The organism is Streptomyces sp. NPDC051677 (genome assembly GCF_044453465.1).
In the GTDB taxonomy this organism is placed as follows: domain Bacteria; phylum Actinomycetota; class Actinomycetes; order Streptomycetales; family Streptomycetaceae; genus Streptomyces.
In genome coordinates this window covers 1-22435 of record NZ_JBITCT010000053.1, presented here as the reverse complement: position 1 = coordinate 22435, position 22435 = coordinate 1, and the positions used below count along the sequence as shown (strand labels likewise).

Below are 22435 nucleotides of genomic sequence, written 5' to 3'. Positions count from 1 at the left end.
ACCAAATGATCCTGTCCATGTCAGGCGTGGTCCTGCTCGGCATCATCGTCTTCCTCTTCTTCCGCAAGGACGGGCTCAAGGCGTCGCACGCCTGTGTCTCGGCCCTGTTCGGGTTCTACATGGCCAGCACGGCCATCGCCCCGAGCATCAAGGCCGGCGGCGAGAGCCTGGCCAGCCTCCTCGGCGGCATCAAGTTCTGACGCCGCACGTCCCGTCCGTACGCACCTACAGGAGACAGCAGTGGCCCGGCGCCCCCTTCCCCGCATCCTGAGCACAGGCAGCGCGCAGATCGCCCGGAGCCGGGAGCTGGCCCGGACGGCGGCCGACGGCGCCACCGATGTCCTCCATCCGCTGATCACGATCACCCGCGGACTGCGCCGGCTGGCCTCGGCCGGGCGGCGCAGGTGGGCCGAGACCCCCAAGGACAAGCGCGGGCCGCTGCTGTTCCTGGCGGCCTCGGTGATCCTGATCGTGGCGCTCGTGCCGTACGGCCCGCTGCTCGCCGTAGTCACCCTGATGGCGGCAGCGGCCTGGCAGGGCAGGGACCGCACCCCACCGGCTCCCGAAGGCCCTGACGAATCGCAGATCCAGCGACTCCAGGTCCTGTACGAGGCCCTGGTCCCGTACTTCTCGACGGCCGAAGACCCTTCTCCCCTGTACGCCCACGGCGGCGACTGGGAGAAGGTCTTCCCCACCCAGGAGTTCGACGACGCGGACCGCGTCACCCACCTCGTGATCCGCTATCCGGCCTACTTCCCGGACGGCGAGGCCGCCTCCCGCGCGCGGATCGAACAGCTCCTGGCCGCGAAGTCCGGCCGCGGCCGCGAGTACCTCTTCGTCTGGGACGAGGAAGGCAACGAACTCACGGTCAGCGTCCTCACCCCCCTCCCCACCGACATCTCCGCCCAGCGCTTCGTCACCGCGCCCGGCGAGACGGTCCTGGGCTTCACCGACCCCTCCCGGGTGCAGCGCACGCTCCCGCTCGCCTTCGGCGAGGATCGGCGCGACGTCCCGCCGGTCGTCTGGCGCACCGGCATCCGCTCGACCGAGCCGCACCTGCTGGCGGTCGGCCAACCCGGCAGCGGTACGTCGACGCTCCTGCGCTCCCTCGCCCTGCAGGCCCTGCAGTACGGCGACGTCCTGATCGTCGAGGGCGGCGGCACCGGCGAGTACGCCTGCCTGGCCGGGCGGGACGGGGTGCTGGGCATCGAGGTCGGACTGACCGGAGCGCTGGCCGCACTGGAGTGGGCGGCGGGCGAGACGGAGCGCCGGCTCATCGCCGCCAACCACGCCCGGCAGTCGGGCCACGCCCCGCCGGACGACACCAAGCGACCCCTGTGGATCGTCCTGGACCGCCCCACCGCCTTCACCCACCTCGCCGAGGCGGACGGCTGCAAGGACCCGCAGTCCCTCCTTCAGGTCCCCCTCCGGCACGGCCGCGCGGCCGCCGTCACGGTGGTCATGGCCGAGCAGTTCGACGCCCTGGACTCCCTGAGCGACGCCGTACGGCAGCACACACGCGCGCGTGTCGTGCTGGGGCCGGCGTCGAGAGGGCAGCTGGAGACGGTGCTCGGCGCACCTCCGCACACCACACCCGTCGACCAGGTCCCGCCGGGGCGCGGATACGCCCGGCTGGGGTCGGGCCCGGTGCACCGGCTGCAGGTGCCGGCCACTCCGGATCCGTACGACGACGCGACGAGCGACGCCCACCGCAGGGCGGTGCTGGATCTGCTCCCGCCGCGCTCCACGCCGGCCGACACGCAGTCCCCGCCGGTACCGGTCGAGGCCGTGGTCGCGGAGTAGAGCACCAGCCGGCACCCCGCGGGCGGGCACCACACCCGCCCGCCGCACCCCGCACCCCGCACCCCGCTCTCCGCTCTCCGCTCTCCGCCATCGAACACGACGACCGCCGACCGCGCGGCCGACACCGACGCGAGCCGTGCTCGCCGAAGTCGCCGTCGCGGACGAGACGCCAAAGGCAGGCGACCGCATCCTCGCCCCCCGCTGCGCGCGCTGCCCTCCGACATCGAACGCACCCACACTTCCCGCCCCGACGGACACCGACGCCGCCATTGCGGAAGGGACACCGAGCGCAGCGACCGCAGCCTCGCCCCCGACTGCACGACGAACGTGCGTGGCCCCTCGCCGCCCGCCGCGTCTGCTGCTCTCCGCTATCGAACGCACTGACCGCCGACCCACACTCCCCGTGCCGGCGGACGCCGTGATCGCCGAGGGCGGTCGAGCGCCCCGACGCCCGCCCACCGACTACGCGACGAACGTGCGTGGCCCCTCGCCGCCCGCCGCGTCTGCTGCTCTCCGCTATCGAACGCACTGACCGCCGACCCACACTCCCCGTGCCGGCGGACGCCGTGATCGCCGAGGGCGGTCGAGCGCCCCGACGCCCGCCCACCGACTACGCGACGAACGTGCGTGGCCCCTCGCCGCCCGCTGTCCCCCCGCTCTCCACGATGCGTGCGGCGGCGGCCAGCCGTGTGGCCGCTTCCTCCGCGACCGCGCCGCCCACGGTGAACGGCAGCCGCACGTACCCCTCGAAGGCGCCGTCGACCCCGAACCGGGGTCCGGACGGCACCCGCAGGCCCACCCGCTCCCCCGCCTCGGCGAGCCGCGACCCGGAGAGCCCGCCGGCCCGCACCCACAGAGTCAGCCCGCCCTTGGGCACGGCGAACTCCCACTCCGGCAGCTCCCGCCGCACCGCCGCGACCAGGTCGTCCCGGTTCACCCGGGCCTGGGCGCGGCGCAGCTCGACGGCCTGCGCCCAGCCGCCGGTGCTGAACAGCCAGTTCACCGCCAGCTGCTCCAGCACGGGGGTGCCCAGGTCGGCGTAGGCGCGCGCCGCGACCAGGCTGCGGATGACGTCCGGAGCCGCGCGCACCCAGCCGATGCGCATCCCGGCCCAGAAGGCCTTGCTCGCCGACCCGACCGTGATCACCGTCGACCCGGCGGGGTCGAACCCGCACACGGGCCGCGGCATCTCGACATCGTCGTCGAGCCACAGTTCGCTCATCGTCTCGTCCGCGACCAGGACGGTCCCGGCGGAACGGGCCGCCTCCACGAGCCGACGCCGCTGGTCCTCGTCGGCGAGCGCGCCGGTCGGGTTGTGGAAGTCGGCGACGACGTACGCGATGCGCGGCGCGGCCTCGCGCAGGACCTGGCGCCAGCGGTCCATGTCCCACCCGGCGAGCCCCTCCGCCATCGCGACGGGCACCAGCCGCGCGCCCGCCTCCCGCATCAGCTGAAGGATGTTGGCGTAGGAGGGCGACTCGACGGCGATGCGCTCGCCGCGCCCGCCGAACAGATGACAGATGGCGTCGATGGCCCCCATAGCCCCGGTGGTGACCATGATCTGCTCGGGCATCGTCGGTATCCCGCGCGCGGTGTACCGCTCGGCGATCATCGCGCGCAGCGCGGGCAGGCCCGCCGGATAGTCGCCGTGCGTGTGGGCGTACGGCGGCAGCTCCTCCAACGCGCCCTGCACGGCGCGGGTGAGCCAGGGCTCGGGCGCGGGCAGGGCCGCGCAGCCCAGGTCGATCATGGAACCGAGGGTCTCGGGCGGCAGGGGCTCCAGGCCGCGCGCAGGGACAGGGTTGCCCGCCGGGACGGCCGTCCAGCTGCCCGCGCCGCGCCGGGACTCCAGGAACCCCTCCGCGCGCAGCGCCTCGTAGGCGGCGGCGACGGTCGTACGGCTCACGGACAGGGCCAGGGCCAGTTCCCGTTCGGCGGGCAGCCGGGCGGCGACCGGGACGCGGCCTTCCAGCACCAGCAGCCGGACGCCGTCGGCGAGCGCGCGATAGGCGGGCGGGCGGCGCGCACCCGGGCCCGCGGGGCGGTCCTGCTGGGACTTGAGCAGCCGCGCGAGCTGTGCGGCCCCCACCGCCGAGGTCCACTGCGCCATGGTGATCAGTCCACCTTCCCCGAATTGGCCATGGATGACGTTCGCTTCCAAGCCACAGAGTGTCACGAGTCAGGCCACTACGACCACAGGGGGCACCTCTTGGCGACGCGGGGACATCTCACACGACGGCTGGTGCAGCTGTACGCCGGCCTCGCGCTGTACGGCGCCAGCTCGGCCCTGCTCGTGGAGGCGGGCCTCGGCCTGGAGCCCTGGAACGTGCTCCACCAGGGGCTGGCCGAGCTCACCGGCCTGACGATCGGCGTCGTGTCGATCTTCGTGGGCGCGGGGGTGCTGTTGCTGTGGGTCCCGCTGCGCCAGCGCCCGGGCCTCGGCACGGTCTCCAACGTCTTCGTCGTCGGCCTCGCGATGGACGGCGCCCTGGCGCTGGTCCCCGAGGCGCACCCGCTGACCGTGCGCGTTCCGCTGCTGGTCGCGGGCATCGTGCTCAACGGCGCGGCCACCGGCCTGTACATCGCCGCCGACTTCGGCCCCGGTCCGCGCGACGGGCTGATGACGGGGCTGCACCGGCGTACCGGGCGCTCGATCCGGCTGATGCGGACGGCGGTGGAGGCCGCGGTCGTGGTCACCGGGTTCGCCCTCGGCGGCACCATCGGCGTCGGCACGCTGCTCTACGCGGTGTCGATCGGCCCGCTCGCGCAGCTGTTCCTGCGGGTGTTCGCCGTTCCCACGGCATCCGACGGCAGCACGGTCGTTGCCACCGGGACACCCCGGGGAGCGATACTGCGTCCGTGACCACGCTCATAAGCCACCCCTACCTCGACCATCCGGGGCCCATCCCGTTCGCGCATCGCGGCGGGGCCGCGGACGGTCTGGAGAACACCGTGGCGCAGTTCCGACGCGCGATCGAGACCGGCTACCGCTACCTCGAGACCGATGTGCACGCCACCCGGGACGGCAAGCTCGTCGCCTTCCACGACGCGACGCTGGACCGGGTGACCGACGGCGCCGGTCGCATCGCGGATCTCCCGTGGTCGGATGTGCGCCGCGCGCGCGTGGGAGGCAAGGAGCCGGTGGCGCTCTTCGAGGAGCTGTTGGAGACCTTCCCCGAGGCGCGCTGGAACGTCGACCTCAAGGACGAGCCCGCGCTGCACCCTCTGCTCAATCTGATCGCACGCACCGACGCGTGGGACCGCGTCTGCGTCGGCTCGTTCTCGGAGGCCCGCGTGGTGCGCGCCCAGCGGCTGGCGGGGCCGCGCCTGGCGACGTCGTACGGCACCCGGGGCGTGCTCAACCTGCGGCTGCGGTCCTGGGGCGTGCCCGCGGCGCTGCGCCGTTCGGCGATAGCCGCCCAGGTGCCCGAGACCCAGTCGGGCATCCAGGTCGTGGACCCCCGCTTCCTGCGCGCCGCCCACGCGCGCGGGCTGCAGGTGCACGTGTGGACGATCAACGACGCGGATCGGATGCACCGGCTCCTGGACCTGGGAGTCGATGGCATCATGACCGATCACATCGACACGTTGCGCAAGGTCATGGAGGACCGGGGCGTCTGGGCCTGACCCCTTGGGCCACCGCCCGCGCGCGGTTCCGGCAGCGGGAAGCGAGGGCACGGGTGGGCACCGACACCGTGCGGGCGGCGGCCTTCGACGAGGCCGCCGAGCGACGGCGCGAACAGCGCGGCTGGTACTTCTACGACTGGGCCTGCTCGGTCTACTCGACGAGCGTGCTCACCGTGTTCCTCGGCCCGTACCTGACGTCGGTCGCCAAGGAGGCGGCGGACTCCGGCGGATATGTGCACCCCCTGGGCGTCCCGGTCCGCGCGGGCTCCTTCTTCGCGTACTCGGTGTCCCTGTCGGTGATCGTGGCCGTCCTGGTGATGCCCCTGGTGGGCGCGGCCGCCGACCGCTCCGGCCGCAAGAAGCCGCTGCTGGGCGCCGCCGCCTACGTCGGCGCCGCGGCCACGACCGGCATGTTCTTCCTCGGCGGCGACCGCTACCTGCTGGGCGGTGTGCTGCTGATCGTGGCGAACGCCGCCCAGTCCGTGGCGATGATGCTGTACAACTCCTACCTCCCGCAGATCGCCCCGCCCGAGGAACGCGACGCGGTCTCCTCCAGGGGCTGGGCCTTCGGGTACGCCGCGGGCTCACTGGTCCTGGTCGTCAACCTGGTGCTGTACCTCGCCCACGACTCCTTCGGCGTCTCCGAGTCGATGGCCGTCCGCATCTGCCTGGCCTCCGCCGGCCTGTGGTGGGGCGGCTTCACCCTCGTTCCGCTGCTGCGGCTGCGCGACCGGCCGACCGCCGCACGGGCGGAGGCGAGCGCTCCGGGGCTGCGGCAGCTGACGGCGACGGTCCGCGACATGCGCCGTCACCCGCTGACCCTCGCCTTCCTCCTCGCGTACCTCGTCTACAACGACGGCATCCAGACCGTGATCTCCCAGGCGTCGGTCTACGGCTCCGAGGAGCTCGGCCTCAGCCAGTCCACGCTGATCGGCGCCGTCCTGCTGGTGCAGGTGCTGGCCGTGGCGGGCGCGCTGGGGATGGGGCGCCTGGCCCGGACGTACGGCGCCAAGCGCACGATCCTCGGCTCGCTCGTGGCGTGGACGCTCACCCTGGGCGCCGGGTACTTCCTGCCGGCCGGGGCGCCGGTGGGCTTCTTCCTGCTGGCGTCCGCCATCGGACTGGTCCTCGGCGGCAGTCAGGCCTTGTCCCGCTCCCTCTTCTCCCATCTCGTCCCGCCGGGCAAGGAAGCCGAGTACTTCTCCGCTTACGAGATGAGTGATCGGGGGATGAGCTGGCTGGGGCCACTGTTGTTCGGCTTTACGTACCAGCTGACCGGTAGTTACCGGGACGCGATCGTCTCGCTGGTGGCCTTCTTCGTCATCGGGTTTCTCCTGCTCGCGCGGGTGCCGGTGCGGCAGGCGATCGACAACGCGGGGAACCCGGCACCCGAGCGGATTTAGCGCTCAAGGCGAAAGGGCGGTAGTGTACGCGTTTGGCCTGCCAGGCGTACCGTTACTGCGCGTCAAAGATGCCGAAACGCTGGGTGACATCTCCTTTCAGATGTGACAAACCGGGCGCCGGTGGGTACTGCACTGGTTGACAAGGCTGCGGCTACGACGGCGACACACGACCCGGAACGGGACACGGAACGGGAATCTTTACCGCCGACCGGACGTTGACCGGATGACGACGACAGCGACACCTGTCCTGTGGGCGACAAGCCCGGGAGGCACGATTCATGAGTGAGCGAGCTCTTCGCGGCACGCGCCTCGTGGTGACCAGCTACGAGACGGACCGCGGCATCGACCTGGCCCCGCGCCAGGCCGTGGAGTACGCATGCGAGAAGGGGCACCGCTTTGAGATGCCCTTCTCGGTCGAGGCGGAGATTCCGCCGGAGTGGGAGTGCAAGGTCTGTGGAGCCCCTGCACTCCTCGTGGACGGCGACGGCCCTGAGGAGAAGAAGGCCAAGCCCGCGCGTACGCACTGGGACATGCTGATGGAGCGGCGGACCCGCGAGGAACTGGAAGAGGTCCTCGAGGAGCGGCTGGCCGTTCTGCGGTCCGGGGCGATGAACCTTGCGGTGCATCCCCGGGACAGCCGCAAGTCCGCATAGCGGGAGGCCGGCAAGAAACGCGCGCCAATGACCGCGGGCGCCGTACGCGAGATATGCGTACGGCGCCCGCGGTCATTGTGCTGCGCTCCGGCATGCGGTGTCTCCGGCGCCCTCGGACGCCGGAGACAGGCTGGCTGGCGTTACTGCTCGTCCGTGATGACCTCGCCCTGGATCACCTTGCCGTCCGGGCGGTGGATGCGAGCCTGCTGGAAGGCGTCGCCCAGGCTGCCCGAGCCGGCCTCGCGGAGTTTGCGGTCAACCGTGCGCTCCGCGTAGGCGCCCACGGCCTTCTGGACCGGCGGGAGCAGCAGGAGCAGGCCGAGCGCGTCTGAGGCCAGGCCCGGGATCATCAGCAGGAGGCCGCCGAGCATCATCAGACCGTTGCCGCCGCCCCGGGTGGGTGCAGTGCCGCGCTGGAGCGCCTCGTTCAGGTTCTGGAAGGCTCGTCGGCCCGCCCGCTTGATGACCACCGAGCCGAGCAGGAACCCGGCGAGCAGCAGCAGGAAGACCGTGAATCCGCCGGCCGCGCCCGCCACCACGGTCAGCAGCCAGATCTCCAGCACCAGCCATGCGGCGAGCCCCAGCGGCAGGAACGTCCGCAGACGGGAGCGGCGGGGACGGGTGGGGGCGGATGCTGATGCGGAAGCGGGGTACGTCGGGATCGGAGCGCCAGTCGTCATGCTCCCAGTGTGCCCGGACGCGCCTCAGAGCGGCATAAGCGGACGTTCAGCCGCCGCTGTGAGGCTCCGCACGCTTGCCGGCCTCCGCACGCTTGCCGACCTCCGCAGCCTCGCCAGGCTCCGCACCCTTGGCGGCCTCCACACCCTTGCCGGGCTCCGCGGCCTCGCCGGGTTCCGCACCCTTGGGGGCCTCCACACCCTTGTCGGGCTCCGCAGCCTCACCAGACTCCGCACCCTCGCCGGGCTCCGCGGCCTTGCCAGCCTCCGCGGCCTCGCCGGGCTCCGCACCCTTGGGGGCCTCCACACCCTTGTCGGGCTCCGCAGCCTCACCAGACTCCGCACCCTCGCCGGGCTCCGCGGCCTTGCCAGCCTCCGCGGCCTCGCCGGGCTCCGCACCCTTGGGGGCCTCCACACCCTTGTCGGGCTCCGCAGCCTCACCAGACTCCGCACCCTCGCCGGGCTCCGCGGCCTTGCCAGCCTCCACACCCTTGCCGGGCTCCGCACCCTTGCCGGGCTCCGCGGCCTTGTGGGGGTCGGTGGCGCTGAGGGGCTTGGTGGACGGCTGGTCGGCGGAACGGCCGGTGATCTTGCCGACCCGCTCCCCCACGCCCCACGCCGTGACCCGCCAGAGCGCCTCCACGAGGATGTCGCGGCTCATCTTGGAGTCACCGAGCTCGCGCTCGACGAAGGTGATGGGGACTTCGACGACGTGGAAGCCGGCCTTGACCGCGCGGCGGGCCAGGTCGACCTGGAAGCAGTAGCCCTGGGAGGCGACCTCGTCGAGGCCGAGGCCCTCCAGGGTCTCGCGGCGGAAGGCGCGGTAGCCGCCGGTGATGTCGCGCAGGGGGAGGTCGAGGGCGAGGCGGGAGTAGAGGCTGCCGCCGCGGGAGATGACCTCGCGGGACTTGGGCCAGTTCACCACCCGGCCGCCCGGCACCCAGCGGGAGCCCAGGACCAGGTCGGCGCCCTTGAGCGCGGTGAGCAGACGAGGCAGCTCCTCCGGCTGGTGCGAGCCGTCGGCGTCCATCTCGATCAGCACGCCGTAGCCGTGCTCCAGGCCCCAGCGGAAGCCCGCGAGGTAGGCGGCGCCGAGGCCTTCCTTGCCCTTGCGGTGCAACACCTGCACGTGGTCGTCCCCGACGGCCAGTTCGTCGGCGAGCTTGCCGGTGCCGTCGGGGCTGTTGTCGTCGGCCACGAGGACGTGGGCCTCGGGGACAGCCTCGCGGACCCGGCCGACGATGCTCTTGATGTTCTCCGCCTCGTTGTAGGTCGGAATGATCACCAAGGCGGTGCCGAGCGGGCCGAACTGCCTCCCTCGGTCCTGTGCCGCGAGGGTCCCGTCGCCGTCGTTCACTGCTGCCCCTTCGTGTCCGTACGCAGGGGACCACCATAGTGGCCCTCGCCTGCGCTGACATGACAGGACGACCGACTCCTGGTGTCGAACAGGCGAGAGCCGGGTATGTACGTGCTTTTGAGCTCGTATGTACGCACCTGCCCCGCACGGGTGCGTGCAAGCCCGCTGCGGATGGGGGCCCGGCGCCCTTCGGGCCGGCCCGGGACCCGCTGGCTGCGGGTCGACCGAATGCCGTTGTCTACTGAGCGCCCGGGCCCCACCCGGGTCACACCTCCCCGACCGGCCGACATTCCCTCGCTGCGGCGCGGGCGCTGAGCCTGGCTGCCAGTGGCGGTGCGCCGGTGCGGCACTCCGCCCCTGACCCAGCGGCGCCGCGGCGAGTGCACGGACGTTCGCCGGCGGGGCGTCCGGTGGTGGACTCCGCCGAACCTACCGGCCTCCCGCCGTCGGCTGTCAACAGCCGTTCGACCTGCGCGTATTTCGCCAATGCCCTGGTCAGCGGGGAGGAGACGCAGGTCGCGCGACGACGGGCGGACGGGTGATCCGCCCCGCGCCACCCCGGGAGATCACTCGCTCGGCCGCAGGAACACGGTCCGGCCGCCCACCACCGTCCGCAGGCATACCGGGAGGTCGGCGCCGGGGGTCAGATCGGGCAGTCCGGGGGTGCCGGAGCGGGGGTCGGTGGACCAGCGGGCGACCCGGTCGTCGGGGGCCTGGACGACCAGTTCCTCCGTACGCCAGACCGCGTAGTCGGCGGGTGCGCCCGGGACCAGGACGCCCGCGTCGTCGCGGCCGACCGCCCGCCAGCCGCCGCGTGTGTGGGCCGTGAACGCGGCGCGTACGGAGACCCGGTGTTCGGGGGTGCGATGGAAGGCGGCGGCGCGGACCGTGCCCCACGGGTCGAGGGGGGTGACCGGGCTGTCGGAGCCGAAGGCGAGCGGGACGCCGGCGCGCAGGAGGGCCGCGAAGGGGTTCAGGGTGCGGGCCCGCTCGGCCCCGAGGCGCTGGGCGTACATGCCCTCCTCGCCGCCCCACAGGGCGTCGAAGGCGGGCTGGACGGAGGCGGTGAGACCGAGCTCGGCGAAGGCGGCGATCGTCTCGGGCGTGAGCATCTCGGCGTGCTCCACGCGGTGGCGGGCGGCGCGGATCCGGGCGAGGCCGACCTTCTCCGCGGCGGCGCGCACACCCTCCACGACGGCGGTCACGGCGGCGTCTCCGATGGCGTGGAAGCCCGCCTGGAGGCCGGCCTCGGTGCAGGCCGTCACATGCGCGGCGACCTCGGGGGCGCCCAGGTAGGCGGTGCCGGTGTGGCCGGCGTCGGTGTAAGCGGTGTGCAGACAGGCGGTGTGCGAGCCGAGGGCCCCGTCGACGAACAGGTCGCCGGCGGCGCCGAGCGCGCCCAGCTGCCGTGCCTTGTCGACATCCTGCTCGGCCCAGTAGCCGACGACCCGCGGGCCGCTCTCCTCGGCGGCGAGCCGCAACAGGTCCGTGAAGTCGTCCTCGGAGGAGATCTCGGGGCCGGCGCACTCGTGGACGGAGCCGATGCCGAGGGAGGCGGCGTGCGCGAGGGCGGCCCGCTGGGCCTCGGTGCGCTGTGCGGGCGTCACGGCTGCGAACGCGGCGGCGCGGACGGCGTGGTGGTCGCCCGCGGTGAGTGGGCCGTCGGGTGCGCCGAGGCCGGGGGTGAGGTCGAGCAGGGCCGTGGTGACGACCGCCGAGTGGACGTCGATGCGGGACAGGTAGAGGGGACGGCCGCCGGTGGCCGTGTCGAGTTCGGCGCGCGTCGGGGGGCGGCCGCCGGGCCAGCGGGAGGCGTCCCAGCCGTGCCCGAGCAGCACCTTGTCCTGCGGTCGGGCCGCCGCGAAGTCGCGTACGCGGACGAGGGCGGCCTCCAGGGAGGGGGCGCGGGACAGGTCGAGGCCGGTCAGCGCGAGGCCGGTGGAGGTGGTGTGCACATGGGCGTCGGTGAAGGCCGGGGTGACGAGCGCGCCGTCCAGGTCGACCACCTCGTCGACGCCGTCCGCGAAGGCGTCGGCGGCGCCCTCGGAGCCGACCCAGGCGACCTGGCCGCGCTCGACGACCATCGCGGTCGCGAACGGGTCGGCGGGGCTGTGGACCTCTCCTCGGCGGAGCAGGACGGTCTTCGACTGGGGGGCGCGCTCACTCATGAGCAACAGTCTCGCGCCTCTCCCCGGCCGCCCGGCACGGGGGACCCCTCAGATCCGCGGCGGCCGGGCCTCGTACGGGGTGGACAGGACGACCGTCGTCCGCGTCGACACCCCCGCGAGCGCCCGGAGCCGCCCGAGCAGCTCCTCCAGCTCGTGCGGGGTGGCCACGCGCACCTTGAGGATGTAGTTCTCGTCACCGGCCACGCTGTGGCAGGCCTCGATCTCGGGTACGCCGGCCAGCCGGTCCGCGATGTCGTCGGGGGCGCTGGGGTCGAAGGGTTTCACCGAGATGAAGGCGGTCAGGGGAAGCCCGACGGCCTCGGGGTCGACGACGGCCGCATACCCACGGATGACGCCGCGCTGTTCCAGCCGGCGCACCCGTTGGTGCACGGCCGACGTGGACAGGCCCGTGGCCTTGCCCAGATCGGTGTAACTCATCCGCCCGTCCTTGACGAGCAACTGCACGATTTGTCGGTCCAGCTCCTCCATGACGCAAGAACTTACAGTGCGCCTGATCTCCGCGTATACCTATGCGCCCCAGGTCATACCCGGTTTACAGGAGAGCGGCGCCCGGCACCTGCATGCGGCATGTGACGAATGCCACAGCACTCGTCAAGGCTTCGTGATGGCCTCGCGATTACCGCCGAGACGGGGTGGGAAGTGCTTGCTGTGGTCGTGGCCGCAGTGCCTTCACGGCCCAGCCCGAGGGGGAGAATCCCATGCAGAGTCTTAAGCGCCCTGGTCGCACCGCGCCCAAGCGGCTCCAGTCGGTCGTCGAGCCCCAGCCGGAGGGCGTCGAACCCGCCGACCTGGACTACTCCGACAGCTTCGACGCCGACGAGGCCGACGGCTTCGACGCGTACGACACCTTCGAGATGTACCGGGTGATCTGCCCGGACTGCGCGCAGCCCATCGCGCTGCTGGCGGACGAGGAGAGCCTGCCGGAGCACGCGCTGTGCGCCTCGCCGTGGAACCCGTTCGGGCTCACGGTCTGCGCCGGAACAGGGCGCGCGGCCTCCGAGGCCCGGCCCGCGGACGAGTCCGTGGAGCCTCAGGAGCAGGACACCGCACTTCTGCTGACGCTCCCTCAGGGGCTGGACTGGCGGACGCAGCCCTTCTCGCACGTCGGTGGCCCGGCCTCACGCCCGATGCGCGTGGCGACGTTGCGCCGCGCCGCCGCCTGAGCGCCGTTTCCGCGCTCGCTTCACCGGCTCAACTCCAGTAGCTGCCCTGCACCATGGCCCGCAGGCTGCCGTGGTGCAGGATCAGGCTGTCCGGATCGGCCGGGACGACGGCCTCGCCGAAGTACGCCTGCCGGTGGGCGATGCGCAGCATCACGATCGCCTGCCGCAGAGCGGCGTACAGGATGTAGAACTCCATGTCGCGCGGGGTGTGTCCGGTCAGTCGTGCATAGCGTTCCTCGACGCGTTCGCGGCGCAGGAAGTCGGGCAGTCCGCGCCCGCCGGAGGCGACCGTGAGGTCGTGGAAGAAGCGGTGCAGGTAGAGCGTCCAGCCGAGGTCCACCTCGCGCGGGGCGAGGGCGGCCATCTCCCAGTCGAGGACGGCCGCGGGCTCGAAGCCGTCGTAGATCACGTTCCCGATGCGGGCGTCGCCCCAGGTGAGCACCGGTGTGCCGGGCTCTCGCGGCCAGAGCTCGGCGAGCCTGGCGAACGCGTCCTCGATGAGCGGTGAGCGGGGCAGGCCGTCGACGACCCAGTGGTAGTAGGCGCGTTGGGCCGCGACATGGCGGTGGAGCGCGTCACCATCACCGGGGAGGGTGAGGAACTCGGCTTTCTCCAGCGGCACTTGATCGTGCAGCCGGGCCAACAGGCCGATCGTCGCCGCCTCCAGGTGTTCGCGCTGGGCGTCGCTCGCCGCGTGCAGCCAGTTGCCCTCGTAGGTGTACGGCATGACGTCGGGCGGTACCCGCCCCTCGACGCGCTGCATGACGAAGAACGGCGCGCCGAGCGGCTCGGGGTCCTCCTCCAACCAGAGCACGCGCGGCACGGGCACGTCCGTGTGCTGGGCCACCAGGCGCATCGTGCGGTACTGGCGGACCATGTCGTACCCCGGGAACACCGGGTAAGCAGACGGGTCGGCCGCGAGCCTCAACGCGCAGGCCCGGAAGGGAGGTTGAAGCCGCCTCGGGTGCTCGATGTCGAAGAGCAGGGTCTCGCTGGACATCCCGTTGGAGGCGGGGGCGGCGACGGCGGCGGCCCGGGCGCCGGGCAGGCGGGTGGCGAGCCAGGCCGTGAGCCGGCCGGCGACCTCCTCGGGGTCGCGGGTGCTGGTGCGGGGACGGGGTGCCGTGGCCATGTGACCTCCAAGGGGGCCGAGCTGCAACTGCCTTACGGCGCGACCGAGTCGAAGCCGGTGAAGCCGCTCGGGCCGTGTCTGCCGAACGAACCGTGTTCGAAGATCCCGTGGCCGGTCCGGCCGTCGAGGCGGAAGCGGGCGGCGTGGTCGGTCACCCCGTATCCGGCCAAGGGGTGCGGGCTCGACAGGTCGTAGCTGCGGCGGTCGGTCCAGCCGGGACCGCGCCAGGCGCCGTGCTGCCAGTCGTCGGCCGGCGGGTAGCCGGCGCCGATCGCGAGCGGGGAGGAGGTGAGGATCTCCGCCTGAAGCTCCAGCGGCTTGCGGACGTCCCCGAGGTGGATGAGGGCGCGCTCCGGGTGGCGGGTGCCCGGCCGGTAGGCGATCTCCGCCTGGGGCCAGCCGAGTTGGCGGTCGCGGCGGCCGGGGCGGACGAGGGTGGCGTCGTTCAGGGAGCGGTATCCGTCCGCGTCCTCCTGCATGATGACCATCAGGAAGCGGTCGTCGAAGCGGACCGGGCACCAGATCCAGTGGAAGCCCTCGGTCGGATGGTCCTGGGCGAGCCGCCCGCCCTCCTCGCCGGGCACGGGCCGCACGCCCCAGCTGCGGTCGCGGGTGCCGGTCCACGCGCCGGCCGTCAGCCGCGTCAGCTCGCCGCCGGCGCGCAGCCACCCCACGCACCGGCCCGCCTGCACGAACCGCTTCCCCTCCAGCGTGAGCCGCCCGCCGCGCCGCTGCTGGTGGTGCGGCTCCCACAGGGCCGGGAAGTCCGCCGACCAGTGGATCTCGTACGACAGTCCGTCGGGGTCGTCCGGGTCCGCCGCGCAGCTCAGCACGAAGTCGCGCAGCGGGCGCTCGACCCGGATGCGCAGGGGGCCGACCTCCAGCCGCATACGGTCCTCGCCGAGGGCGTCGGAGGCGCGGACGGCGTGCAGGCGATCTCCGAGGCGCAGGGTGGCGTAGGCGTCGATCACTCCGAGGTTGGGGTAGACCCCGAGGCCGGCGATCAGCAGGGCGCGGCCCTGGTGGTCGAGGACGTGGAAGATGCAGCGGTCGTAGGCGTTGCGGTCGCCGGTCGCGACGTGCTTCATCGACAGGGGCGCCTGGTGCACGGGGTACTCGTCGAGCGGCACGGGGCGGTCGTCGCCCATGAGCACACCTCCCTGGGGGCAAGGGATTTGACGGTACGTCAGACATCGCTTGGGTGAACAGATGCGTATCGGCCCGGAACCGTGGGGCACGTCCCGAACTGGCGCTCGATCGCATCTTTCGGTGACCTGTCGTCATACCTCCGCGTTGCCCCGGTATGACCCCCATCTCTTCGGCTGCGCCCGGGCGTCACCGCCAGCTCTTCGTCCCCGTGCGCCCCCGGTCCCTCCGCGCAGAATCGGTTCCGCCGGCTGCGCCGCCCCCGCAGGACCCGCCCATCTACCGTGAGCTGCTGCACATCTGGGCCGACCGGGGCCGCACGCTGCCGGGGCGCCACGACCCGGAGTGGGTGCGGCTGGCGGCTCCACAGGTGCGACCGGGGCAGTTCAGCGGGTTTCCGGACCCAGGAGGTGACGGGCGATGACCATCCGCTGGATCTGGTTCGTGCCCTCGACGATCTGCAGGACCTTGGCTTCGCGCAGGTAGCGCTCGACCGGGAAGTCCGCGGTGTAGCCGTATCCGCCAAGGACCTGGACGGCGTCCGTGGTGACCTGCATGGCGGCGTCGGTGCAGTGGAGTTTGGCCATGGCGGCCTGCCGGGCGAACGGCCGGCCGGCGTCCCGCAGTCGCGCGGCCGCGAGACAGAGCGCCCGGCCCGCCTCGATCCGGGTCGCCATGTCGGCGAGCAGGAAGCGCAGCCCCTGGAAGTCGGCGATCGGCCGCCCGAACTGCCGCCGCTGCCTGGCGTAGGCGACGGCCTCGTCGAGGGCCGCCTGGGCGACGCCGATCGCGCAGGCGGCGATGCCGAGCCGCCCGGAGTCCAGCGCGGCCAGGGCGATCGCGAAGCCCTGGCCCTCGTCGCCGATGCGGCGCGCGTCGGGGATCCGTACGCCGTCGAAGTGGACCTGGGCAGTGGGCGAGCCCTTGAGTCCCATCTTCCGCTCGGGGGCCGCGGCGCTCAGGCCCGCGGCGGCGCCGGGCACCAGGAACGCGGTGATCCCCCGGGCGCCCTCGCCGCCCGTGCGGGCCATGACGGTGTAGAAGTCGGCGATCCCGCCGTGCGTGGTCCAGGCCTTGGTTCCGGTGATCACCCAGGTGTCGCCCTCCCGCACGGCCCTGGTCCGCAGCGAGGCCGCGTCCGAGCCGGAGGACGGCTCGGACAGGCAGTAGGCGCCGAGCAGCCCGCCGCCGAGCATGGCGGGCAGGTACGCGGCCCGCTGCTCGTGCGTGCCGTGGGCGGCGAGGGCGTAGCAGGCCAGGGTGTGCACGCTGACGCCGAGCCCGACGGTGAGGCGGGCCGCGGCGAGCTCTTCGAGGACCTGGAGGTAGACCTCGTAGGGCTGGTCGCCGCCGCCGTACGCGGATTCGTACGGCAGACCGAGCAGCCCCGATGCGGACAGAAGGGTGAACAGCTCGCGCGGGAAGCGGCCGGCCTCCTCTTCCTCGGCGGCCGGCGGCGCGACCTCGCGGCGGGCGATGTCACGGACGAGGGCCATGAGGTCCCGGGCCTCGGCCGTGGGCAGCGGCCGGTCCACCGGGGGCGGCGCGCGGTCGGGCATGGCGGCCTCCTCCTTGCTGTCTGACCGACGGCTTCGCGCTGTGAGTATGCGCGCGGAACGCCGTCGCCGCACGGGCAGAAGGAAGGAGGAGACGCACGGACGTGCGTCAGTCCTCGCGGCGGGCCGGTTTCGGGGCCGGGAAGGAGGGGTCGAGTTCCTCGATGGCGCGCAGGGAGCCGCCCAGGGTCTTCACCAGCAGATCGCCCATGACCTCGCGGGAGAGTCCGGGGCGGTCGATCCATTCAAGAGTGGCTCCCTCGACGCCGCACACCCAGGAGAGCAGGCCCATGCGGGGCAGCGGCGGGATGTCGCTGCGGCCGTACGCGCCCTCGGCGATGGTCGACACGATCGCCGCGCGCACCCCGTCCCGGATCGCGTGCACCTCGGTGTCGAAGCCGACGCCACCGCTGACGATCGTCCGGTAGGCGGCCTGGTTGTGCTCCGCGTAGCGCAGATAGCCGTCGATGGTGCGGTGCACCCGGTCCACCTGCGGCAGTTCGAGGCCGCTCGCCGCGAAGGTGACCAGGTCGGCGACGGCGTCCTGGATGATCGCCAGGTAGTAGCCGCGCTTGGAGTGGAAGTAGTAGTAGATCAGCCCCTTGGCGACGTGCGCCTGGCGGGCGATGTCGTCCATCGACAGCGCGTCGTAGGACGTGTCGGCGAACAACTTCCGTCCGATGGAGATGAGTTCGGCGCGGCGCGCCAGTGAGCGCTCGGTGCCGCGTGCCCGGGGACGGGCAACTTCGCGCTGTTCGCTGATATTCAATTTCGACCCTGGTCTCGGGCGGTCGGCGGGACATCCGCAGTATGTCAGGTCAACCGTGCGTCAGATCACACCCGTCAGAGCAGCCCCAGTTGGGTGACCAGCATCGCGACGACCGCGACGAGGACCCAGCCCATGACGTGCTCGAGGATCTTCGGGCCGTCGGTGTCGGGGCCGCCGGTGCGGGCGCGGGCGGCGGTGGCTGTCTGTGCGGTCATGGTGTCTCGCTGAGGTCGGACGTCAGGGTGGACTCCCCCCACCGATCCGTCCACCTTGCCACCCGTCGGGGCTTTTGCGGCCGAGACCTTGCTCACACGGGCACCCCCACCGCCGTGAGGGCCGCGCACTGGCGCGCGGTCGGACGCGCCGGGAAGTAGAGGTAGCAGACGCCCCCGGAGCCGGAGACGACCTTGCCGCTCGCGTTGTACCGCTTGGTCCTGAGCCAGATGTTCTCGAACTCCCGCCGCCGGTACACGCGCCGCACCGCCGCGTCGTCCGCCGAGAACGGATCGTTGGCGATCACATCGCCCCCGGCCGTGAAGCCGATCACGGTCATCAGGTGCCCGGCGGTGCCGTACCCGGCTCCCGTGAGCTCCTCCTTGAGGAAGGACTGGGAGGTCATGGCCGGGATCCCGGCAGCGATGAGCGTCTCCAGGTCGGTGAGGGAGCCGAGCCGGGTGACCACGCCCTGGAGGTCCTTGAAGGTGGCCGCGTAGGCGGCGTTGAACGGCCAGTTGCCGCAGCCGGCGTACTGGTGGTCGTACGTGTGTCTCGCCGCGTGGCACACCTGCGGGTCGGCGTAGGACCGGTCGACCCATGCCAGTTGCTCCGGGGTGAGCCGGCCGCCCCAGTACTCGATGATCATCTGCGAGGAGGTGGGGCTGCACCAGGCCTCGCCGCCGCTGTCGTACTCGGGGTACTGGCCCCGGTGGATCTCCTGCGAGTAGCGCGGGACGGTCAGCTCGTGCGCGAGGCCGGGCACGGAGGCGGGGACGGTGAAACGGTCCGGGACGGCGGAGCCCATCGCGCCCAGCCGCCACACCGTCGGGGTGAGGTCGGCGCCGGGGCGGCGGTACAGGGTGAGACGGAGGCGGTAGGAGGCGAGGCGCAGGCCCGTCGAGGCGTCGTCGATCGCGAGGGTGTCGGTCCAGACGGTGCTTCTGCCGTCCTTCTGGCCGTCGACCGAGGTCCGTTTGACGTCCCGGTCGCCGGAGGCCCAGCGGCCCATCACATACCAGGGGGTGTCCGTGCCGTCGGAGTAGGCGCCTTTCAGCTCGATCTGGAGCCAGGTCCCGGCCGGGGTGCTCGCGTTCCAGGAGGCGATCACCTCGGTCGAGGGGACGGCGAGCCGGTGGAGCGGGGACGTCCAGGTCGCGTACTCCCAGGCCGCGGTCGCCTTGGTGTGCGGGTCGGTGTAGTCGACGGCGCCGTGCGGGGTCGCGATGGCGACGCCGGGGCGGGCGCCCGCCACCGCGCGGGTGCCCTTGGCGGCGCCGGTGCGCCAGTCGGCGTACGTGGTCCAGGCGCGGTAGTCGACGGATCGGGCGGGGGCCGATTCGGCGTCCCCCGTGTCCGCGGCGGCGGCTGCCGGGTCGGCGGCCATGGCGGCCGGGGCCGAGCCCCCCGCCACAGCAGCGGCGACCGCGGCGGCGAGGACCGTTCTGCGGGACGGCTGTTCGGCTCTGCTCATGGGCGAGATGACCCCCGAGGTGTCGGCACGGCTGTGCGCCCACTATGGACGGGGGCGGGCACGCCTTCCAGCACCTCCGCCGTGCCACGCCCGCCAAGAGGGGGTCGTGTCACCGGCTTGGGCGCGGCGAGCGACACCCCGGCCGTAGACTTTCGCGCCGAACCGATGCCCCTTCTCCGCACCCCAGGACCCGCCATCCGCCAGCTCGCCTCCCGGCTCCGCCGTCTGCCCCCGTCCTGCGGGCCGGTCCGTCTGATCGGCGTCGACGGGCACGCCGGTTCGGGAAAGTCGACCTTCGCCGGGCAGCTCGCCGAGGCGCTGGGGGGCGCGCCGGTGCTCCGTCTCGACGACATCGCCAGCCACGACGAGCTCTTCGCGTGGACCGGGCGGCTGCTGCCCCAGGTGATCGAGCCCTTCGGCCGCGGCGAGAGCGCGCACTACGCCGCCTACGACTGGCGTGCCCGCCGCTTCGGCCCGCCCCGCCCGCTGCCCGCCGCCCCCGTCGTCCTGGTCGAGGGAGTCGGCGCGGGCCGCCGCGCCCTGCGGCCGTTTCTGGCGTGCCTGCTGTGGATGGACGTGCCGCCCGAGGAGGCATGGGCACGTGGCCGCTCGCGGGACGGAGAGGAGCAGCGGGAGTTCTGGGACGGGTGGGTTCCGGCCGAAGTCCGCCATTTCGCCGAGGATCCGTCGCGACCGTACGCCGATCTGCTGGTGCGGCAGTTGAAGCAGGGGTACGAGGTGCTGCCGGGGCCGATGGGAGAGCTTGGTCCGCACCAGGATGTCACCCACCGTGAGGGACCACCCGCGATGTGGTGAACCTGTGAAGAGCCGTACGTTCGAACTTCGCCAACCGCTTCAACTCCGCTTGACCGACGGCCCGTACAGGACTTACGTTCTCAATGTGCGGCATTCGAAGCCGCCCTCAGACGCGAAGCCCCCGGTTGTTCCCCCGTGATCGGGGGCTTCGTTCTGTCCGCAGCCCGTCCCCCGTCCCTTTTCCGGACGCGACGCGACACGGATCGCTCACCCAGGGTCACCGCGCGGGATGCGCCCCGTCTGCTCCCAGCGCGCCGAGCGGCTGGTACGACACCCTACGGCGGGCGACGCTCACGCAGGTACGATGCCCTCGGTGCGACCTGGACAGTTGCTGCGCGCACCTTGCAACTCCGGTCCGCGGCACAGCGGTTCGACCAAGGCAGCCGACGGGCGAGAACTCGGCGGCACACCGACGGGGGCACGGTTTGTGGGGGACGTGATGGACTTCGGCACGCAGGGCCCCGAGGCCCCGGCCGACGCGGCCGACCTCGCCTGGCTGCGAGGCGTGGACGCCTACACGATGGGCGCCTATCCGCAGGCGGAGGAGGAGTTCCGCACCGCGGTGCGGATCGATCCCGGGATGGCCGACGGCTGGCTCGGGCTGCACGCGCTGCGCGTCGACACGACGACCGCACTCCTGCGGATGTTCCGGCACCGCGAGCGCTTCGGCGAGCAGCGCACCCGGCACCGCCGCACGCTCAACTCCTGGTACTGGCTGGGCTGGTGGGTACAGCCCGTGCTGGAGAGTGCGCGCGATCTGCTCCTCGCGCACGCCTCGCACTGGCTGGACGGCCGCCATGTGCCCGAGCTGGACCGGGCGCTCGCCGGACTCCCGCCCGTCGACACCGATCACCAGGTCCGCTTCCTGCACGCCTGCCGCGCCTACCTCGTCAAGGACTGGGAGCAGTTGGTCCGGCACACCGACCCGCTGCTCGACGATCCGCTGCTGGGCATCGAGGCCGGCCTGTTCGGCGGGATGGCCCGGGTGCGCCTGGAGATGTACGGACAGGCCGAGCCGCTGCTCTCGGCGGCGCTGATGCGCTGCCGGAGCGAGCAGCCGCAGCGCAAGGAGCTGCGGTACTGGCTGGCCCGGGCCCACGAGGGCACCGGCCGCTCGGCGGCGGCCCTCCCCCTGTACCGGGCGGTGCACCGCGTCGACGCCGCCTTCATGGACACCTCGGCCCGGCTCGCCGCGATCGCCGAGGGCGACGGATACGACGACACGGCCGACCTCGCGGCGATCACTCTCATCGGCGTCGGCCAGGACATGGTGGACGGCCCGGACGGCTTCGACCCGTTGTTCGGCGCGGAGGGCCGGGACCTGAGGCTCGGCGAGCCCTCCGACCTGCCGCCGGTCGTCCCGCTGCCGCCGGTGGCCGAGCCCCCGGTGCGAGAGAAGAACAGCGGCCCCTCGCCGCTGCCGGCCGGGCCCACGGACCCCGTGTTACTCGAGGAGGCACTCGCCGAGCTGGAGCGCATGGTGGGCCTGGAGCCGGTGAAACGCCAGGTCAAAGCGCTGTCCGCACAGCTCAACATGGCCCGGCTGCGGACCGGGCAGGGCCTGCCGGTCCAGCCGCCGAAGCGGCACTTCGTCTTCTCCGGGCCCTCCGGCACCGGCAAGACCACGGTGGCCCGCATCCTCGGCCGCGTCTTCTACGCCCTGGGGCTGCTGGGCGGCGACCATCTCGTGGAGGCCCAGCGCGCCGACCTGGTCGGCGAGTACCTCGGCCAGACGGCCGTGAAGGCCAACGAGCTGATCGACTCCGCCCTCGGCGGCGTCCTCTTCGTCGACGAGGCGTACTCGCTCTCCAACTCCGGCTACGGCAAGGGCGACGCCTACGGCGACGAGGCGTTGCAGGTGCTGCTGAAGCGGGCCGAGGACAACCGGGACCACCTGGTGGTGATCCTGGCCGGCTACCCGGAGGGCATGGACCGTCTGCTCGCCGCGAACCCCGGGCTGTCCTCCCGTTTCACCACCCGCGTCGACTTCCCCTCCTACCGACCCCTCGAACTGACCTCCATCGGCGAGGTGCTGGCCGCGGAGAACGGTGACGTGTGGGACGAGGAGGCCCTGGACGAGCTGCGCTCGATCGCCGGGCACGTCGTCGACCAGGGGTGGATCGACGAGCTGGGCAACGGGCGCTTCCTGCGGACCCTGTACGAGAAGAGCTGCGCGTACCGCGATCTGCGGCTGTCGACCTACCCGGGCATGCTGACCCGGGACGACCTGTCGACCCTGCGACTGCCGGACCTGATGCAGGCGTACGGCGAGGTCCTGTCGGGTCGGGGGCCGCAGGACCCGTCAGCGATGTGACGGACCCTGCGGCTCACCGCCGAAAACGCACCGGCCTTCCAGCGAAGCGCCTAGGCCGTGTCTTCAATTGATCTTGAGTAGTGGATCATGGTCGTGTGATACGTCGCCATGAACTGTCTGATCAGGAGTGGGAGTTCCTCCGT

The 22435-nt window shown here is 72.5% G+C and carries 19 protein-coding genes and 1 pseudogene; 9 read left to right on the top strand and 11 right to left on the bottom strand.

Annotation, left to right across the window (positions count from 1 at the left end; genetic code table 11):
• Positions 1–5: 5 nt before the first annotated feature.
• Both ACIBAF_RS40705 and ACIBAF_RS40700 read left to right on the top strand, forming a co-directional pair.
• Positions 6–200 carry a hypothetical protein gene (locus ACIBAF_RS40705; protein ID WP_327313745.1) on the top strand — a complete coding sequence of 65 codons (195 nt, stop codon included), beginning with the start codon at positions 6–8 and terminating at the stop codon, positions 198–200.
• A 40-nt stretch (positions 201–240) separates the two neighbouring features.
• Positions 241–1803, top strand: coding sequence for a hypothetical protein (locus tag ACIBAF_RS40700; RefSeq protein ID WP_399470332.1), 1563 nt, complete (start codon positions 241–243; stop codon positions 1801–1803).
• 610 nt (positions 1804–2413) lie between these two features.
• Here the strand turns inward: ACIBAF_RS40700 and ACIBAF_RS40695 are convergent.
• Positions 2414–3913: a PLP-dependent aminotransferase family protein gene (locus ACIBAF_RS40695; protein ID WP_399470330.1), complete on the bottom strand. Its 1500-nt coding sequence runs from the start codon at positions 3911–3913 to the stop codon at positions 2414–2416.
• Positions 3914–4012: 99 nt separating this feature from the next.
• Between ACIBAF_RS40695 and ACIBAF_RS40690 the strand changes: the two genes are divergently transcribed.
• The 4 genes from ACIBAF_RS40690 (at position 4013) to ACIBAF_RS40675 (ending at position 7486) form a co-directional block, all read left to right on the top strand.
• Entirely contained in the window at positions 4013–4666 is a 654-nt protein-coding gene (locus tag ACIBAF_RS40690; protein WP_399470328.1) for a YitT family protein, read from the top strand.
• Entirely contained in the window at positions 4663–5430 is a 768-nt protein-coding gene (locus tag ACIBAF_RS40685) for a glycerophosphodiester phosphodiesterase (RefSeq protein ID WP_399470326.1), read from the top strand. Before ACIBAF_RS40690 ends, ACIBAF_RS40685 begins: the two co-directional genes overlap by 4 nt.
• A 53-nt stretch (positions 5431–5483) precedes the next feature.
• Positions 5484–6833, top strand: coding sequence for an MFS transporter (locus ACIBAF_RS40680; protein WP_399470324.1), 1350 nt, complete (start codon positions 5484–5486; stop codon positions 6831–6833).
• Positions 6834–7111: 278 nt separating this feature from the next.
• Positions 7112–7486: an RNA polymerase-binding protein RbpA gene (locus ACIBAF_RS40675; RefSeq protein WP_020128921.1), complete on the top strand. Its 375-nt coding sequence runs from the start codon at positions 7112–7114 to the stop codon at positions 7484–7486.
• 140 nt (positions 7487–7626) lie between these two features.
• Here the strand turns inward: ACIBAF_RS40675 and fxsA are convergent, their stop codons facing one another.
• The 4 genes and pseudogenes from fxsA to ACIBAF_RS40655 all read right to left on the bottom strand — a co-directional run bounded on the left by fxsA (position 7627) and on the right by ACIBAF_RS40655 (position 12177).
• Positions 7627–8166, bottom strand: a complete 540-nt coding sequence (gene fxsA / locus ACIBAF_RS40670; RefSeq protein WP_399470322.1) for an FxsA family membrane protein — start codon at positions 8164–8166, stop codon at positions 7627–7629.
• A gap of 573 nt (positions 8167–8739) precedes the next feature.
• A pseudogene (locus ACIBAF_RS40665) lies at positions 8740–9520 on the bottom strand (polyprenol monophosphomannose synthase); the annotation flags it as partial.
• A 566-nt stretch (positions 9521–10086) separates the two neighbouring features.
• Positions 10087–11688: an amidohydrolase gene (locus ACIBAF_RS40660; protein WP_399470320.1), complete on the bottom strand. Its 1602-nt coding sequence runs from the start codon at positions 11686–11688 to the stop codon at positions 10087–10089.
• A gap of 48 nt (positions 11689–11736) precedes the next feature.
• A complete protein-coding gene (locus tag ACIBAF_RS40655) occupies positions 11737–12177 on the bottom strand; it encodes an Lrp/AsnC family transcriptional regulator (protein WP_189936412.1) in 441 nt (146 codons plus the stop codon).
• Positions 12178–12407: 230 nt separating this feature from the next.
• Here ACIBAF_RS40655 and ACIBAF_RS40650 point away from each other — a divergent pair, with 230 nt between their 5' ends.
• Positions 12408–12872 carry a hypothetical protein gene (locus ACIBAF_RS40650; RefSeq protein WP_399470318.1) on the top strand — a complete coding sequence of 155 codons (465 nt, stop codon included), beginning with the start codon at positions 12408–12410 and terminating at the stop codon, positions 12870–12872.
• Between the two features lie 28 nt (positions 12873–12900).
• On the opposite strand, the gene ACIBAF_RS40645 is transcribed toward ACIBAF_RS40650, so the two are convergent.
• The 6 genes from ACIBAF_RS40645 to ACIBAF_RS40620 all read right to left on the bottom strand — a co-directional run bounded on the left by ACIBAF_RS40645 (position 12901) and on the right by ACIBAF_RS40620 (position 19162).
• Complete coding sequence (locus tag ACIBAF_RS40645; RefSeq protein ID WP_399470317.1) at positions 12901–14004, bottom strand: phosphotransferase family protein; 1104 nt, start codon at positions 14002–14004, stop codon at positions 12901–12903.
• Between the two features lie 32 nt (positions 14005–14036).
• Positions 14037–15152, bottom strand: coding sequence for a hypothetical protein (locus ACIBAF_RS40640; protein ID WP_399470315.1), 1116 nt, complete (start codon positions 15150–15152; stop codon positions 14037–14039).
• A gap of 384 nt (positions 15153–15536) precedes the next feature.
• The gene (locus tag ACIBAF_RS40635) at positions 15537–16709 is read right to left on the bottom strand and encodes an acyl-CoA dehydrogenase family protein (protein ID WP_399470313.1); all 1173 of its coding nucleotides are present in this window, start codon (positions 16707–16709) and stop codon (positions 15537–15539) included.
• A 106-nt stretch (positions 16710–16815) separates the two neighbouring features.
• Positions 16816–17475, bottom strand: a complete 660-nt coding sequence (locus tag ACIBAF_RS40630) for a TetR/AcrR family transcriptional regulator (protein ID WP_399470311.1) — start codon at positions 17473–17475, stop codon at positions 16816–16818.
• A gap of 74 nt (positions 17476–17549) precedes the next feature.
• Positions 17550–17690 (bottom strand): SCO1431 family membrane protein, encoded by a 141-nt coding sequence (locus tag ACIBAF_RS40625; RefSeq protein ID WP_399470309.1) that lies wholly within the window; start codon positions 17688–17690, stop codon positions 17550–17552.
• 92 nt (positions 17691–17782) lie between these two features.
• Complete coding sequence (locus ACIBAF_RS40620; protein WP_399470307.1) at positions 17783–19162, bottom strand: peptidase C39 family protein; 1380 nt, start codon at positions 19160–19162, stop codon at positions 17783–17785.
• Positions 19163–19327: 165 nt separating this feature from the next.
• Between ACIBAF_RS40620 and ACIBAF_RS40615 the strand changes: the two genes are divergently transcribed.
• Positions 19328–19978: a uridine kinase gene (locus ACIBAF_RS40615; protein ID WP_399470305.1), complete on the top strand. Its 651-nt coding sequence runs from the start codon at positions 19328–19330 to the stop codon at positions 19976–19978.
• A gap of 439 nt (positions 19979–20417) precedes the next feature.
• A complete protein-coding gene (locus ACIBAF_RS40610) occupies positions 20418–22292 on the top strand; it encodes an AAA family ATPase (protein WP_399470302.1) in 1875 nt (624 codons plus the stop codon).
• Positions 22293–22435 lie beyond the last annotated feature (143 nt).